The 15,487-nt window shown below is 68.7% G+C and carries 15 protein-coding genes; 6 read left to right on the top strand and 9 right to left on the bottom strand.

Features of this window, described 5'->3' with window-relative positions; all coding sequences use genetic code 11:
- Nucleotides 1–170: 170 nt before the first annotated feature.
- Nucleotides 171–1,019 (bottom strand): LLM class F420-dependent oxidoreductase, encoded by an 849-nt coding sequence (locus tag RZ1_RS25505; protein WP_072815418.1) that lies wholly within the window; start codon nt 1,017–1,019, stop codon nt 171–173.
- Between the two features lie 263 nt (nt 1,020–1,282).
- Between RZ1_RS25505 and RZ1_RS25510 the strand changes: the two genes are divergently transcribed.
- Nucleotides 1,283–1,912 (top strand): TetR family transcriptional regulator, encoded by a 630-nt coding sequence (locus RZ1_RS25510; RefSeq protein WP_072815419.1) that lies wholly within the window; start codon nt 1,283–1,285, stop codon nt 1,910–1,912.
- A gap of 59 nt (nt 1,913–1,971) precedes the next feature.
- Here RZ1_RS25510 and RZ1_RS25515 read toward each other — a convergent pair whose 3' ends face one another.
- The gene (locus RZ1_RS25515) at nt 1,972–2,808 is read right to left on the bottom strand and encodes a hypothetical protein (RefSeq protein ID WP_072815420.1); all 837 of its coding nucleotides are present in this window, start codon (nt 2,806–2,808) and stop codon (nt 1,972–1,974) included.
- Nucleotides 2,809–3,081: 273 nt separating this feature from the next.
- On the opposite strand from RZ1_RS25515, the gene RZ1_RS25520 reads away from it, so the two are divergent.
- Nucleotides 3,082–3,288: a hypothetical protein gene (locus RZ1_RS25520; protein WP_072815421.1), complete on the top strand. Its 207-nt coding sequence runs from the start codon at nt 3,082–3,084 to the stop codon at nt 3,286–3,288.
- 7 nt (nt 3,289–3,295) lie between these two features.
- Here RZ1_RS25520 and RZ1_RS25525 read toward each other — a convergent pair whose 3' ends face one another.
- The 3 genes from RZ1_RS25525 to RZ1_RS25535 are packed head-to-tail and all read right to left on the bottom strand — an operon-like array spanning nt 3,296 to nt 8,333.
- The gene (locus RZ1_RS25525; RefSeq protein ID WP_238071668.1) at nt 3,296–4,534 is read right to left on the bottom strand and encodes a lysylphosphatidylglycerol synthase transmembrane domain-containing protein; all 1,239 of its coding nucleotides are present in this window, start codon (nt 4,532–4,534) and stop codon (nt 3,296–3,298) included.
- Nucleotides 4,535–4,539: 5 nt separating this feature from the next.
- Entirely contained in the window at nt 4,540–5,973 is a 1,434-nt protein-coding gene (locus RZ1_RS25530; protein WP_072815422.1) for an HAD-IB family hydrolase, read from the bottom strand.
- Nucleotides 5,970–8,333 (bottom strand): glycerol-3-phosphate 1-O-acyltransferase, encoded by a 2,364-nt coding sequence (locus tag RZ1_RS25535; protein WP_280522838.1) that lies wholly within the window; start codon nt 8,331–8,333, stop codon nt 5,970–5,972. Before RZ1_RS25535 ends, RZ1_RS25530 begins: the two co-directional genes overlap by 4 nt.
- Before the next feature lie 185 nt (nt 8,334–8,518).
- On the opposite strand from RZ1_RS25535, the gene RZ1_RS25540 reads away from it, so the two are divergent.
- Both RZ1_RS25540 and RZ1_RS25545 read left to right on the top strand, forming a co-directional pair.
- Nucleotides 8,519–9,988, top strand: a complete 1,470-nt coding sequence (locus RZ1_RS25540) for a bifunctional aminoglycoside phosphotransferase/ATP-binding protein (protein WP_072815444.1) — start codon at nt 8,519–8,521, stop codon at nt 9,986–9,988.
- 84 nt (nt 9,989–10,072) lie between these two features.
- A complete protein-coding gene (locus tag RZ1_RS25545) occupies nt 10,073–10,798 on the top strand; it encodes a VIT1/CCC1 transporter family protein (protein ID WP_072815424.1) in 726 nt (241 codons plus the stop codon).
- Nucleotides 10,799–10,985: 187 nt separating this feature from the next.
- On the opposite strand, the gene RZ1_RS25550 is transcribed toward RZ1_RS25545, so the two are convergent.
- Nucleotides 10,986–11,876, bottom strand: a complete 891-nt coding sequence (locus RZ1_RS25550) for a universal stress protein (protein ID WP_072815425.1) — start codon at nt 11,874–11,876, stop codon at nt 10,986–10,988.
- Between the two features lie 248 nt (nt 11,877–12,124).
- On the bottom strand, nt 12,125–12,343 hold the full coding sequence (locus tag RZ1_RS31915; RefSeq protein WP_072815426.1) for an ATP-binding cassette domain-containing protein: 219 nt from the start codon (nt 12,341–12,343) through the stop codon (nt 12,125–12,127).
- Here RZ1_RS31915 and RZ1_RS30985 point away from each other — a divergent pair.
- Together RZ1_RS30985 and RZ1_RS30990 are read left to right on the top strand one after the other, a co-directional pair.
- Nucleotides 12,269–12,430, top strand: a complete 162-nt coding sequence (locus RZ1_RS30985; protein WP_218020491.1) for a hypothetical protein — start codon at nt 12,269–12,271, stop codon at nt 12,428–12,430. The two genes, RZ1_RS31915 and RZ1_RS30985, sit on opposite strands and share 75 nt — an antisense overlap.
- 20 nt (nt 12,431–12,450) lie before the next feature.
- A complete protein-coding gene (locus RZ1_RS30990) occupies nt 12,451–12,675 on the top strand; it encodes a hypothetical protein (RefSeq protein WP_072815427.1) in 225 nt (74 codons plus the stop codon).
- A 38-nt stretch (nt 12,676–12,713) separates the two neighbouring features.
- On the opposite strand, the gene RZ1_RS25565 is transcribed toward RZ1_RS30990, so the two are convergent.
- On the bottom strand, nt 12,714–13,721 hold the full coding sequence (locus tag RZ1_RS25565; RefSeq protein ID WP_218020490.1) for a zinc-binding alcohol dehydrogenase family protein: 1,008 nt from the start codon (nt 13,719–13,721) through the stop codon (nt 12,714–12,716).
- A gap of 13 nt (nt 13,722–13,734) precedes the next feature.
- Nucleotides 13,735–15,273 (bottom strand): CYTH and CHAD domain-containing protein, encoded by a 1,539-nt coding sequence (locus RZ1_RS25570; protein ID WP_072815428.1) that lies wholly within the window; start codon nt 15,271–15,273, stop codon nt 13,735–13,737.
- Nucleotides 15,274–15,487 lie beyond the last annotated feature (214 nt).

Below are 15,487 nucleotides of genomic sequence, written 5' to 3' on the forward strand. Positions count from 1 at the left end.
CCGGACGCCACCGCCGAGGCCGGCCTGATCGAGGAGCGGCCACACCGGCGTCGACGTAGGTCACGGGGGATCCGCCTCCTTCGGGTGGTGGTGCTGGTGCGGTCTGAATCGGGAATCTTCCGTCTTCGGGCAGGAGAGGTGTTGAGGTGATCCGTTCTGGTCGTGGGGTTTCAGTATCCGGCGATCGTGGTCGCGAGACGTTCGATGTACGCGAGGACCTCGTCCTGGGAGCGGTCTGGCAGACCGAAAACTACTTCGGTGACGCCATTTTCGCGCCAGAGACGCAGTTCGTCGAGGTCGGGACGACCGGCCAGGGCGAGTACCTCGGGGCTGCCTTCACGTCCGGCCTCGGTCCACATCTTCTGCAGGCGCCGGACATGCTCGTCGATGTTGCGGTCGCGTGGGGTGGTGATCCAGCCGTCGGCGGAGCGGACGATCCACTCGAAGTTGCGGTCGGTGGGGCCGGCGCCGAGGAGGATCGGCGGACGCGGCTGCTGGATGGGCTTGGGCCACGCCCAGCTCGGGCCGAATTCGACGAACATGCCGTGATATTCGGCTTCTTCCTGAGTCCACAGCGCGGCCATCGCCTCGAGGTACTCGCGCAGTGCGGTCCGGCGCTTCTTGGGCGGAACGCCGTGGTCGGCGAGTTCCTCGGCGTTCCAGCCGAATCCGGCGCCGAGAACGACGCGTCCGCCGGAGAGATGGTCGAGGGTCGCGATGGTCTTGGCCAGGGTGATCGGGTCGTGTTCGAGCGGCAGCGCCACCGACGTGCCGAGACGGATGGTCGAGGTGACGGCAGCGGCGAGGCCCAGCGTGACCCACGGGTCCAGGGTGCGCATGTAGCGGTCGTCGGGCAGCGTCTCGTTGCCGGTTCCGGGATGGGCCGATTCCCGGTTGATCGGAATGTGGGTGTGCTCGGGCACGTAGAAGCTGTCGAAGCCGTGTGCTTCGGCGGCTTGCGCGGCCGTCTCGGGTCGGATGCCGCGATCGCTGGTGAACAGGGTGATGCCGTGGCGCACGGTGCTCCCTCTCTTTTCCGGTGACTGTCAAGAAATGTAACGCGTTCTATCCCGCGGGGAAAGAGCTAATTGGACAGGTGTCTGATTTTGTGTCCGATTGCTGAATATGCGCTGGTCCAGGGATGGCCGGGGCGCTCTCGCGGTCTCGTCGAGTGGGACACGGGGGTTCGTCGCGGGGTTGGCGTGCCGTGCCGTCGAGTGCGGAAGGTGATGAATGGCGCTCCACTAGGCTGGTCCGGTAGACCACACGGAAGGTGACGGTGATGGCGAAGGAGCCGACGACGGGCGAGGCGGAGCCGGGCGCGGGACTCAGACCCGCGCAACGCGCTCGGTACGACCGCATCATCGCCTCGGCGAAGGAACTCGCCGCGGAGGGCGGATACGACGCGGTGCAGATGCGCGCGGTCGCGGAACGCTCCGGGGTCGCGCTCGGTACCGTGTACCGCTACTTCCCGTCGAAGAACCACCTGCTCGTGGTGGCGATGCTGCAACTGTTCGAGCAGTTCGCGGCGCAGTTCGACGTCGAGCACACGCCCGGCTCGTCACCGCAGGAGCGGGTCATGTGGGTGCTGCACGGGGCGCTCGCGCAGCTCGAAAGCGAACGCCGGCTGTACGACGCGCTGGTGCGTGCGTCGATGTTCGCCGACGCCTCGTCGTCGGCCGAACTGGACCGCCTCGGCCGGGTCATCACCGGTATGTACGCGCGCGCTGCGGGAATCGAGACCATCACCGAGGAACTGCTCAACGCCGTGCGCATCATCACCGACGTGTGGATGTCGAGCCTGGTGAGCTGGGCGGCGGGCCGGCACACCGCGGAAGAGGTGATCGCGCACATGGATACCGCGGTCGGACTGGTGTTCTCCCGGCTCGAACGGTTGCAGCAGGCGGGCTGACCCGGCCCCACGCAGTGGGGGACCGGGTCGGCGGAGCTGTGGGGGTCGCGCCCCGAGTGCTATCCGGCTGTGGCGGGGACGTCGACGATTCCGACGGTCGGCAGGAAGAAGCACGACGTTTCGCCGTTGGTGACCGTGCCGAACACGGCCGCGAGGACCGTGCCGGAACCGGTGTCGACCGGCGCGACGCGGGCGCCGCCGAGCGGAACGGCGCTCGCGAAGAACTGGGAGATGGCCCCGGCGGCGAGCGACTTGAACTCGTTCGGAACGGTGTCCGGCACCGCGGCGGCCGCGGCCTCGGCGACCGTGCCCATCGGGACGAAACCGCCCTGGAACGTGCTGATGTTGAACCACGCGACCTGCATCCCGGTCGTGTCCTCGCCGTCGCGCTCGATCGCGGCCGGGACGAACGCGAACAGTGTCTGGCCGGCGTCGACGGCGTTGATCTTCAGATCCTTCAGCAGCGGGAGCGGAGCCAGGTTCGGCCACGGTCCGGGGACTGCGCCCGCGACGGCGGGTGCGATGCCGAGCGGCAGACCGCTGTTGTCGTTGCAGAAGGGTGCGCCGGTCGGGTACAGGAACGGCTCGATGCCGAGTTTGCGCAGGAAGTCGACGGCATCCTGGTAGGCGGTGACAGGGCTCGCGTCGGCGACATCGGTGACGCCACCGCGCGCGCCGGCGATCGCTTCCGCTGCGGCGACCGCGGTGGGGTCCACGCCCGCTGAGCTGCGAAGCGCATCGAGCACTGTGGGCAGGGGGTCGACTGCGGGTGCCGGCTCGGCGGGGGCGACGGGGTCCGCCGACGCAACGGTCGGGAGGGCGAGCGCGACGGCTGCCGTGACGACGGCTGCGGCACCTGTCAGACGCATCCGATGACGGGTGGTCCTGCGTGTCATGAACTGCTCCTGTGCGTGTCGGGACGGTGGTCGTCCGCACCCCGGGACAAACTCTAAAGTCTCAAGTGATAGTTGAGGGTGCTGGGGACAGCAGATCACACGAGCCGGACGAACGCGAGCCCGCCGCGCAACTGCGTTATGCAAACGAAATGTCTCGTGTGCCCGAATCGGATCGGCATCGATCGATGCGGTCGGATCCCCGTGGGATCGCAGAGGAGGACACTGGGAGCAGAGGACCCCGGAAACAGGGGGATTCGTCACCGGGAGTACGTCATGGGAGTGTTGAAGGGTCTGCTCGGCGTAGTGGTGGGACTTCTGACAGCCGTGCTCGGCACGGTCGTAGGAGTGCTCGCGGCGGTGGTGTGGCTGGTCGGTGCGGTGCTGTGCGTGACGATCCTGCTGCTGCCACTGGGAATTCCCGTCGTGAAACTCGCCAACCGGTTGTTCGGCCTGGCGGGACAGCTCATGCACCTGCCGTGACCGAGCGTCAGTCGTCCTTCCACAGCGTGCCCAGGTCGGGGCCGGGCTCGTCGTCGGCCGGTGCGCCCCGATAGCGCAGTGCGAACACGATCCACCCGATCACCGCGATCATCAGGAAGCTGATCAGGCGGTACACGACGACGGCCGACAGAGCCTGGGCGCCGGTCATGCCGCTCGCGGTCAGCGCCGGCACGAGCACCGCGTCCATGACGCCGAGGCCGGCGGGTAGCAACGGAATCGCGCGGCTCGCCGCGGTTCCGGCCGCGTAGGCGACCGCGATACCCGCCAGGCTGGGGGTGCCCCCGATCGCGTACGCGGCGAACGCCAGGCACGCCCCGTCGCACAACCAGTTGAGGATCGACCACGAGAAGGCCCTCAGCGTATGCGGCCGGTCCAGTTGAACGGCGCTGAGTTGGTCGACGATCCGCTTCCAGGCCCGCACCCACGTGCGTTCCGGCTTCTTGCGCAACCGGTTGAAACCGCGCAGCGCGATGATGCCGATCGACTCCAGCGATCCGGGATTGCTGGCCGCATACTGCACCAGCACGACGAAGGCTGCGAACCCGCCGATCGAGAAGATCAGGGAGAACGGGTTGGTGGCCGCGCCGACGAGCAGTGCCCCGACGAGCCCCAGCAGCGCCAGGCCCGCGACCTGCAGCAGGCCGGCCATCACCAACTGCCAGGTCGCGACCACCGGGCTCGCGCCCCACTTGCGCATCTGCCGATACGTGAAGGTGGTCCCCAGGACGGGCCCACCGGGAAGGGTGACACTCATGGAGTTCGCGGCATAGGACACCGACAGCGACTGGCGTTGCGTAACGGTGACATCGGCCGCGGCCAGCAGGGTGCGTTGCACCCGCGCGAAACTCGACATCTCCAGCAGCGACGCCCCGATCGCGACGGCGACCCACTGCCAGTGCAGATCGCCGAGGGTCTTGACGCTGTTCGACAGCTCCGGCCAGATCAGGATCGCCTCGACCGTCAGGACCACGACGAGCACGACCCCGACGATCCATTTCAGGTATCGCCGGTGCGCAGGTTTCAGGCCGTTCCCGTTCCCGGTGTCGCTGCCGTTCCCGGTGTCGCTGTCGTTCCCGGTGTCGCTGCCGTTCCCGCTGTTCCCGCCGTCCTCTCGACCCCGACCTCCGTCCCCACGACCCTGTGCGTCCCCCTCCCTACCTCCGTTGCCGCTGTCGCCGCGGCCCCCGTCGGTGTCGTGAGGCTCGCCGGAATCGCTGTCGCTCATGCTCGTTATACAACCGCAGGCCAGTGGGCGAGCGTGCGCCGGTAGAGGTTCTCGACGGCCCGGATCCATTCGTCGAGGTTCTCCTGCGTCCAGTCGCTCACGTCGATCGGTTCGAGGACCGCGACGTCGACCGTGCCGGATCGCACCAGTGTCGAGTGCTTCCACAGCAGTTCACCGGCGTTGCGGATCACCACCGGCACGATCGGCACGCCCGCCTGCATCGCCATGTGGAACGCGCCCTTCTTGAAACGCCCGATCTCGGGCGTCAGGGAGCGGGTGCCCTCCGGAGCGATGACGACGGACGTGCCGCCGCGCAGCGTGTCCACGACCGGCCCGAGGGCGGCCTTCGCGCGGTCGGTGTTGCTGCGGTCGACGAACGCGGCACCGACGAAGCGCAGCAACGGCCCGAACAGGGGATCGTTCGCCATCTCCTTCTTGGTGACGCCGGTGAAGTCGTGCCGCAGCACCTTCGCGAGGATGATCGGATCGAGCTGGCTCTGGTGGTTGAAGATGAACACCGCCGGGCGCTGTGCCCACACATTGGACTCGCCGTGCACACGCACGTCGATGCCGGCCAGTGCGAGGGACACGTCGGAACCGATGCCGAACATCGAATCCAGCGCGACCTTCTTGCTGCGGTTGACGATGCCGAGACCGATTCCGGTCCACACCGACCCGAACAGGCCGCCGTATGCCGCCGCGGTACGCACCACTTCCTTGGGTCCGGGTGTGCCGCGCGGCCGGAACCGCAGGATCGGCCATCGGCGTTCGGTGGCGATCTTCGTGAGCGTGCCGTCCGGGTTCGTGGGCGTCGGATTGCCCATCGTGGCAAGGAAATCGACGTCCTCACCACCGTTGGAGTAGGTGTAGCTCGCGGCACGATCGATGTCGTGTTCGTCCGCGAACGCGATCGCGGCCTCTGCTTTACCGCTGCGCCACAGTGACTTTCCGTCGACCTTGCCGGTGAGTATCCCGTCCTTCACCTCGAGCGGTGTGTACAGCATGTGCTCGACGCCGAGCACATCCGCCGACGCCTGGATCTGGTAGCGGGATGCCGACGAAGCGATCACCACCGTGTGCCCGGCCTCCTGGTGGGCCCGGATCAGTTGCCATGCTTCGGGATAGATGTGCCCGGCGATCGTCGATGCGAACAGTCGCTGCCCGATCTCGTACAGCTCGTCCTCGGTGTGCCCGCCCCACGCCTTGAACGCGACCGCGACGAACCTCTCGAAATCGGACTCGCTGTCGGTGCCACGTAGTCCGTTGAGCATCGTACCGGCCAGTTCCGCCGCGCTGACCTTCCCGGCGAGTAGCCGGTCCCGGAAGAAGTGCACCCCCGAGAACCCGTGCACGATGGTGCCGTCGAAATCGAAGAGTGCTGCGATCCGAGGTCCCTGCGGTCCGGTCCGGACCCGCTCCAGTGCCTGCTCGATGTTCACCGATCCGCCTTCCTGTTCGACACGTCGAGAGACTCCGCGAGCTGGACGCGCTTGCCGACGGCGAGCAGGTCCGCCGCGAACGCGCGGCGCCGCTCGCGGACCTCTTCTCCGCCGGTCTCGAGCAGACCTCGATTGCCCGCCAGCTGCAGCGCGGTCGCGAACAACTCCGACGACACCGATTCCGGTCCGTACAACCGGCCCTGCAGCAGCATCTGGGTACCCACCGCCACGCATTCGTCGAGGAACGCGGTGCGGTCCAGTTTCAGCGACGGGTCCCGCAACGCCAGCCGCTCGGCGACGACGAGCTGGGCGTCGAAGAACGACCGTAGCGTGCGGTGCACCATGAAGAACCCGGTCTCGATGAGCGCGGACAGCGCGACCTGCTCGGATCGGGGCAGCTCGTCGCTCCACTCGGCGACCAGCAGCGCCAGCTCGGCGCGCATCTGGGCTTCGAAGGTGTCGCGATCGGGGAAGAAGAACTCGAACTTGAGCAGGTCGCGCAGGTTCTTCGCCTCCTCCCACGCGACCACCACCGGGTTTTCGTCCGGGTTCATGTGTGCACAGAGGATCGACAGTTCGAGGATCGCGCGGTTGACGAACCAGTGCACCCCGCTGTTGCGGTAGAACGCGGCGACCAGGTGCTGGCCGCGCTGGATCGAGTAGACCGGTTCCTCACCGCCGGAATAGGTGGTGACCACGCCGGCGTCGGTGAGCGAGCCGAGTACCCTCGCGAGCCCACCCTCCATGTCCAGGACGGACAGTTCACCCTGCGGCAGGTTGCGGGCCTCGATGTACCGGCGTACCGGGGCGATCACCGCACGCACCTCGTCGAGCGTCAGCGCCCGGTCGCGCACGCCCAACAGTGCCAGTGTCACCAGGCAGTTCACCGTGATCGGGGTGGCGCCGTTGATGCCGACCGCGACCTCGAACGCGACCTTCTGCAGCGCTTTGCGGGTCCGTTCGGAATGCTCGGTCTCGTCTCGGGCGGGTTCGGATAGTTCGGGATCGCCGCTGCCGGCCAGCAGTCCGTGCATCGACAGAGGCTCCCCGAACCGGACGTACACGTTGCCGGCGCTGCGTCGTTGATTGCGGGCGTAGCGGGCCAGCCAGGTCAGGCCCTCCGGCTTCTTCGTCGCACCGGTCTGCTCGGCGGCGACCGCGGCGACCTCCGCGAGTCCCTCGTAGGTGATCGACACCGGCACCAGCATGGCGTCTTCCACGCGGCCGGTCCGGATCGCGTTGGCCACGTAGTTGAGCAGCCCGAACCTCGGCGCTCGCAGTTTGCCGGTGCGGGTACGCCCGCCCTCGAAGTACCACTCCAGGTTGAAGCGTTTCGTCAGCAGGTACGCGAAGTACTCCTCGAGTGCCGCTTTGTACACGGCGTCGTCGCCGAAACTGCGGCGGATGAACACGGTGCCGGTGCGACGCGCGATCGGCCCGATCGGCCAGAACGTCAGGTTCGCGCCACCCATCAGGTGATTTCGCGGGAATTCGTTGTTGGCGAGGATGTCACCGAGCACGAACGCGTCGGCGTACGAGCGGTGCGACGGAAGGAACACCAGCGGCCGACGCCGGTTGAGTTCCCGCAGCGACCGCAGTCCCGACTCGTCCGCGTGCACACTCCAGGCCGACGAGTGCAGCGGACGCATCGCCTGCGTGAACAGGTCGGTCACCAGGCGGGACTGCACGGCGACGAGTTCCCCGAGGACTGCTCGCGCCCGCGAGTCGACCTCCTCGCGGGAGATGTTGTGTTCCTCGGCGATCGCCTCGAGGCGCCGCCGGAACGACCCCGAATCCATGATCTGCTCGGCCACGAGACGCGGCACCTTGTAACGGTCGCCGATGACGGCGCGTTCGGAACGTTCGAGCGCAACTACGGCGCGCCGGGTGATGTGCCGGGCGAGCAAGTCCGGTGCCGGATCGCCGTCGTCCGCCTGCAGCGACGCCTGCAGCTCGCTCAGCGGCGCCGGGTCCGCGACAACGATGCGGTGCCGGTCCGAGGACCGGCCGACGAGCCACTGCTGGATCAGCCGGTTCGGATTGCGCGGATTGGTCAGCGCCAGTATGTCGGAGAACCGCACGCGACGGGCACCGTCGCGTGCGGAGGGCAGCCACACCACCTTCACCGGCACGATCAGTGGATCGTCGCTGCGTGGCACCAGTTCGGCGGCCAGAACCTTCGAATCGAGATCCAGGACCGCGGGGGTGGCGTCCGTGTCGTATTCGGCCGGCAGACCGCCGGAACGCATCCAGCGGGTGATCAGGTCTCGCTCGATCGACGTGGTGGCCGCGGCGACCACCACGGTCGGCCGGCTCGATGTCCCCGAGCCCGATACCTCCGAGCCGCTCTGCCCTTTCACACCCATGCCTCCCCGTCTGCCGTGCCGCCCCACAGCAAACTACCGCGTGAACAGGGCTGTGCTCGGTACAACGACACGACGGGGCCACCGCCCTGGCGTCGCCGGGCGAACGGGTGCACGCTGAGGCATGGTTGACCACGACGCGCCCGTACAGCGGAGCGGGTGTCGGGAACGGAGGGAAGACGGTGTCCGAAACCGGCCCGTACGCGCAGATCCGGGAGACCCACACGTCGGTGGTGTTCTTCGTCGGCGACCGGGTGCACAAGATGAAGAAGCCGCTCGACCTCGGTTTCCTCGACAATCGCACCCGTGCGGCGCGCGAGAGCATGTGCCACCGCGAGGTCGATCTCAACCGTCGGCTGGCGCCCGACGTATACCTCGGGGTCGCCGACGTCCACGGCCCCGACGGGCAGGTCTGCGAGCACCTCGTCGAGATGCGGCGCCTGCCGGACGAGCGCCGGCTGGCCGCGCTCGTGGCGCGTGGCGAGAACATCGACTCCGTCGTGGACTCGGTGGCCCGGCAGATCGCCGGGCTGCATGCCGAATCGCCGCAGGACCCGGCAATCGACCGATGTGCGACCGTGGATTTCCTGACGGACCTGTGGAGTCAGAGCCTCGACCATCTCGAGCGGCTTCCGGTCGGGATCGACGCCGCCGCGGTGCTCGCGAAAATCCGCACGTCCGCGACCCGGTACTTGGAGGGGCGGGGGCCGCTGTTCGCGGCGCGCATCGCGGACGGTCGTGCCGTGGACGGGCACGGCGACATGCTCGCCGACGACATCTTCTGCCTCGACGACGGCCCGCGCATCATCGACTGCCTCGAGTTCGACGACGAACTGCGTTACGGCGACGGTGCACTCGACATCGCGTTCCTCGCGATGGACCTCGAACGGCTCGGTGCCCGCGACTCCGCGCACCGGCTGATGAGGGCGTATGCGGAGTTCTCCGGGGACGCGTGTCCCGCAACGCTGATGCACCACTACATCGCCTACCGGGCGTTGGTGCGTGCGAAGGTCACCGCGCTGCGCCACGATCAGGGCGACGCGGCGTCCCGGGAAGTGTCGCTCGGGCTGCTCGGGCAGGTCGCCCGTAACCTCGACCGCGGACGGGTCCGGCTCGTCCTCGTCGGTGGTCTGTCCGCGACCGGCAAGACCACCGTGTCGCGGCTGGTCGGGGAGCACCTCGACGCGGTGGTGCTGCGCAGCGACGTCATCCGCAAGGAACTCGCGGGCCTCGATCCTACGACCGATGCGAGCGCCGACGTCGATTCCGGGTTGTACACGCGGGAACACACCGACGCGACGTATGACGAATTGCTGCGGCGCGCGAGGATCGCGCTGTCGTTCGGGACGTCCGTGGTGCTCGACGCGACGTGGCTGTCCGAGTCGCGGCGTGCCGAGGCGCGACGAGCCGGCGCCGAGGCGACCGCCGACGTGATCGAGATCGAATGCTGTGCCGACCCGGCAGTTCTGTTGCGCCGCATCATCTCCCGGCGGGAGCGCGGGGACGATGCTTCCGACGCGACACCCGCGGTGCTCGATGAGCAGCTGCACCGTCGGGAGGAGTGGCCGACCGCCCAGGTGATCGACACGACCGACGGCACACTGCCCGACACCGAACGCCTCGACGGGATGGTCGGTCCGGGCCCCTGGTGACGGTGGATGAGGACCGGGTTGACGGTGTGTGAGGACAGCCTCGCATTGCTACCGCGTTGTGCCGCAGCGTTCTAGCCTGACGGAGTGTCAACTCGCGAATCCACCGACCGTCCCGTCCACGAACCGCACGGGACGGGTACCGCCGCGAAGCTGAACTGGCTGCGCGCGGGTGTCATGGGGGCCAACGACGGCATCGTCTCGACGGCCGGTCTCGTGGTGGGTGTCGCGGCGGCGAGCACCGAGGTGTCGGCGATCCTCACCGCCGGGTTCGCGGGTCTGTCGGCGGGAGCGGTGTCGATGGCGCTCGGCGAATACGTGTCGGTCAGTACGCAACGAGACACCGAACGGGCGATGCTGCGGTTGGAGCGCCGGGAGCTCGAGGAGACGCCGGAAGCGGAACTCGAGGAACTGACCGGGCTGCTGCAGGCCAAGGGTCTCGGACCGGACACCGCGCGCGCGGCGGCGAAGGAACTCACCGAACGCAACGCGCTGGCCGCGCACGCGGAGGTCGAACTGGGAATCCGCCCGGACGAACTGGCGAATCCGTGGGCGGCGGCGTTCTCGTCGGCGGTGTCGTTCACGATCGGTGCGCTGGTGCCGCTGCTGGTGGTGGTGCTGCCGCCGGAGCATCTGCGGATCCCGATCACATTCGTGGCGGTGCTCTTGGCGCTGGCTCTGACCGGGTCTATCAGTGCGCGTCTGGGTGGTGCCCGGCGCGGGCGGGCGGTGCTGCGGGTCGTGGTCGGCGGTGCGATCGCGATGGCTGTCACGTTCGCGGTCGGCTACCTGTTCGGCACCGCGACGGGCTGACGAAGGTCTCGCCGGCCCGCCGCGGCCCGAAGGACGCCGCGCAGATAGTGCCGCGGCCCGAAGGACGCCGCGCAGATAGTGCCGCGGCCCGAAGGACGCCGCGCAGATAGTGCCGCGGCCCGAAGGACGCCGCGCAGATAGTGCCGCGGCCCGAAGGACGCCGCGCAGATCATGCCGCGGCCGGGTGCTACGTGTTGCGGGCGATCAGGACCGGGCAGGGGGCCTTGTGCACCAGGTTCTGGCTGGTCGAGCCGAGCAGGGCTGCGGCGAACTGGCCGCGGCCATGGCTGCCGACGACGACGAGCTGTGCGTCGTCGAGCTGGCCGAGCAGAACCTTCGCAGCGGGTCCGCGTTCGACGACGCGGCGCACCTCGACGTCGGGGTACTCGTCCTGCTTGCCGGCGAGTGCTTCCGCGAACACCGCGGTTTCCGATTCCTGCACCGCGTCCCAGTCCACGAGCGCCGCGGTCGCACCGGTGCCGAGCGCCGCGTCGCCGATCCAGGAATGCGCCGCGACGAGCGGCACTCCGAGGGCGTCCGCGAGCTTGAAGGCGTGTGCCACTGCCGTGCTGGACAGTTCGCTGCCGTCGACACCGACGACGATCGGCTTGTCGTTCGGCAGCGGGTTCGTGTTGTCGCCGCGCCACACCACGACAGGGCACGGTGCGTGATTGGCGATGCGCAGCACGGTGGAACCGAGCAAGAAGTTCTCGATCGCTCCGGCGCCGGTCGCGCCGACCACGACGACGTGGGCGTCGTCGGCGGCCTCGAGCAGCGAGTTGGTGGCGGGGCCGGGGCCGATGTAGCTCTCGACCGTGAGGCCGGGCTGTTCGGCGCGGATCAGGTCGCTGACGTCGGCGAGCAGCTTCTCGCCGTCGGCCCTGAGCTGATCGAACATCTGGGACTGGATGAGCACCGCGGACTCGCTGTAGAAGATGCCCTCGCTGGGGAGTGCGTGGACGAGGCGCAGGGGGAGATCCAGTCGGGCGGCGAGGGCTGCGGCCCACCGGGCGGCGGCGGCGGCGGTAGCGGATCCGTCCAAGCCTGCGACGACGGCCTTGGTCACGTGTGTGCTCATGGGTAGTGCCTCCATTCTCGTGAGGTGCACGACGAGCTTATCCGTTGCTGTTGCTGTGGCCGGTTGTCGGGCGGATTGCGCTGTCGGGGCGGGATGCACCGGGGTGGCGGTGCGCCCGCGCTCGCCGGCTGGTCACCGCGCGAGCGCGTCCTCGTCGCGATCGAGGGGATCGCGATCCAGCGGTACGAGTCCGTCGTCGTCCACGCGGAACGCGCTGTCGCACAGTCGGAGACTGGAGGGCCGGTGCGTTATCCACAGAACGGTGCGGTCCGCCCAGACGGCTGCAGGCGTTCGAGCACGCGGTTCTCCATTCTCTCGGCGACCGGGCTCGTTCCCTCATCCACGATGACGACCTGCCCGTCGTGGAGGATTGCGCGTGTGAGGGCGAGTCGTTGGCGTTGGCCGCCGGACAGTTCCGCACCGCGTTCGCCGACCCCGGTGTCCAGTCGGAAGCCGTGGCAGCTCACGGGTCCGTGGATCCCGAGCAGATCCCCGCGGCGGACCCGGACCTGGCGATCATCACCCCCGGCACGGGGGTGAATCCGCCGGCCTGACTGCCGACCCCGAGCAGGTCGTGCGGACCGACCCCGATGCTGTCCTCCTGGTGGACATGCTCGGCGCCGACCGGGACTCGTTCGTGCCGTTGCTGTCGAACCCCGCGGTGAGCGAACTGGCCGCGGTGCGCGGCGACCGAGTTCTCGTGCTCGACGGGAAGCAGGCTCAGGCCCTCGGTCTGCAGACGACGGCAGAAGGAGCACAACGGATCCGGGATTGGCTGGCCGGTCTCGACCGATCCTGACCGTTACGGTTCGCACCGCCGCGCACCGGGACAGGGGGTCACGGCACGAGCACCGCTGCCCCGGCGAAGCGGCCCGCGGACAGGTCCGCGAGTGCCCGGTCGGCCCGGTCGAGCGGGTACGGGGTCGTGGTGACGTGCAGGCGGTGTTCGCCCGCGAACGTGAGGAATTCGCGCGCGTCGCGGCGGGTGTTCGCGGTGACGCTGCGAACCGTCTTCTCCCGGAACAGGTGTCGTTGATAGTTCAGGGTCGGCACGTCGGTGAGATGGATGCCGGCCAGGGCGAGGGTTCCGCCCGCGTCGAGAGCTTCGAGTGCGGTCGGCACCAGTTCCCCGGCCGGGGCGAACAGGATCGCCGAGTCGAGCGGTTCCGGAGGTGCGTCGTACGCGCCCTGCGCCGACGACGCACCGAGGTCGAGTGCGAGCCGCTGCGCCTCCTCACCGCGGGTCATCACATGCACCCGGCTGCCTCGCGCGAGCGCGACCTGCGCGGTCAGGTGTGCACTCCCGCCGAAGCCGTAGATGCCGAGCGTGCCGCCGCGCGGAACCTCCGCGCGCAGCAGTGCGCGATAGCCGATGATGCCCGCACACAGCAACGGCGCCAACGTCTGCGGGTCGTACCCCGAGGGCAGCGGCAATGCGAAATCTGCCGGAACAGTAGCGAATTCTGCGTATCCGCCGTCGGCGTCCCAGCCGGTATAAGTGGAAGCCGGGCACAGGTTCTCGTCGCCGCGCAGACAGTACCGGCACCGCCCGCATGTGCTGCGCAGCCACGGAATCCCCACCCGGTCACCGACCGCATGCGACCCGAGGTCGCCACCGATCACCTCGGCGACCACCTCGTGACCGGGGACGACATGTCGCCGGTGCACCGGCAGGTCGCCCTCGGCGACGTGCAGGTCGGTGCGGCACACGCCGCACGCGAGCACCCGCACGAGCAGCTCGCCGTCCCCCGGTTCGGGCAGCGGCTCGCGAACCGCGCGCAGCGGACCCCCGGCCACGGGTCCCGGAGTCTGCACCCGCCAGGCCCGCATCCTCTGCTCGGTCATGTCGATTCCCCGATCACTTCCACAAGGGCTTTGCCGCGCGCAGCGCTTCCTTCCACGCGGCGTCGAGGTGCACCGCCTGCGCTTCACCGAGCAGCACCTCGTGCTGATACGCGATGCCGAGGCCGAAGCTCGACTCGGCGGCGTGCCCCTGCTCGGACACGATGTCCAGCAGGTGCTCTCGCGCGACCACCGAATCCTGGAACTCGCCGAGGAGATCCTGGAAGGCGTCGAAATGATCGAGTGCCCGGCCCGCACGCTTGGGATGCAGCGGACGGATCACCTCGATGGCGTAACGCATCCGCTTGGCGCCCTTGCGGGCCCGGTGCATCAAGGCGTCGCGTTCGTCCGGCGTCTCCGCATCACCGACGGCACGGACCCGCTTCGAGACCGTCTTCGCGAGGTCTTCCAGCGACCCTGTCAGGTCCCGGGCCTTGACCTTGCCGGTCTTGCGGGAGGTCTCCGGTGCGGCGGTCAGCCCCGCGAGCAGGGCATCGAGCGCGAGCAGCATCTGAAGGTAACGATCGGAATCGAGGGTCACGGCGGCCTCGATCGCCGCGATCTCCGACTGCCTCGAGAAGTACTCGTCGATGCGGGCCTTGGCGGGTTCTCGATGCGATTCCACCGGGATCTCGGCGACCCGATCGAGCAGCCGCTCCCACTGCACCTCGAGATCGCGGGACGGGCTGAGCCGGCGGCCGAGCCACCGCAGCTCCTCGACCACCGCCTCGTCGAGGGCGAGGTCGCCGGCGTAGGTCTGCAGGGCGCTGCGCGCGCGGCGGGCGGCCTTGCGCATGCTGTGCACGGCGTCGGGGGCCGCGCGCCGCACCGCGATGTCGGTGAGCTCGAGTTCGCGTAGTTCGGCGGCCAGATAGTCGCGCAGATACCCGGCGGGGCCGCCGACCACCGGATCGGCAGGGAGCAGATCACCGAGAACCCGGTGCAGCTTGGACGGGCTCGGCGAGCGCTCGATCCCTTCCGCGGTGAGCCGGTCGTCGACGGCGTCGAGCAGGCCCGCACCACCCGGTTGCCTCGTGCCGTTCCCGCCGAGTTCGACCTCGATCTCGCGCCACTGCACCTGCACGTCGTCGGCGCCGCGCACCGCGGTGACGTCGTCGACGACAATCTCGGCGAGCGTCGTCCCGTCGACTCCTGTCGCGCGGATGCGCCGACGGGAGGTGGTGAGCAGGGCGGCGAGTTCGACGGGCAGATCGCGCCGCACCCCTCGCAGCAGGCCGAGCAGTTCGGCCGGTGGCGTGCCGGTGGCGTCACCGAGAGGAAAGCGCAGTTCGGTGCGGGTGTCGAGTCCCGAGGGCAGCTTCAGATGCCAGCCGGCATCGTCGCCACCCTCCCGTCGGCGCAGGGTGATCCCCGCGCGGAGCAGTCGCAGATCCCTCGTGTCGTAGTACTGGGCGGACAGCTCGACGCGTTCCTCGGCGAGCGCCTCGACTCCCGGCAAGCCGGACAGATCGGGGAGAGTCAGATCTGCGTCGGCGGTGTACTTGCGCTCGGTTTCCTCTACCGTTTCGATACCCGACGGTTTCGTCGTCCCCACCCGGTCCTCCCATTCCTGCGGTGTTCACCGCCGAGATCTGCGGCGGCGTCAGCACACGGCTGTCTCAGCCCACACTGCCACCGTAGGTGGGGAAATGTCCTGAGCGAAACGGTAGTTTCGGGTCGCAGGGCCGCCGGATAGAGACTTTGGACCCTGTTTTGCGGTGAGATGGGCGGGTGATCATGGACGTACGCGGGTGCTCTGGAGGCTTTGG

The sequence above is a fragment of the Rhodococcus zopfii NBRC 100606 = JCM 9919 genome (assembly GCF_001895025.1).
Classification (GTDB): domain Bacteria; phylum Actinomycetota; class Actinomycetes; order Mycobacteriales; family Mycobacteriaceae; genus Rhodococcus; species Rhodococcus zopfii.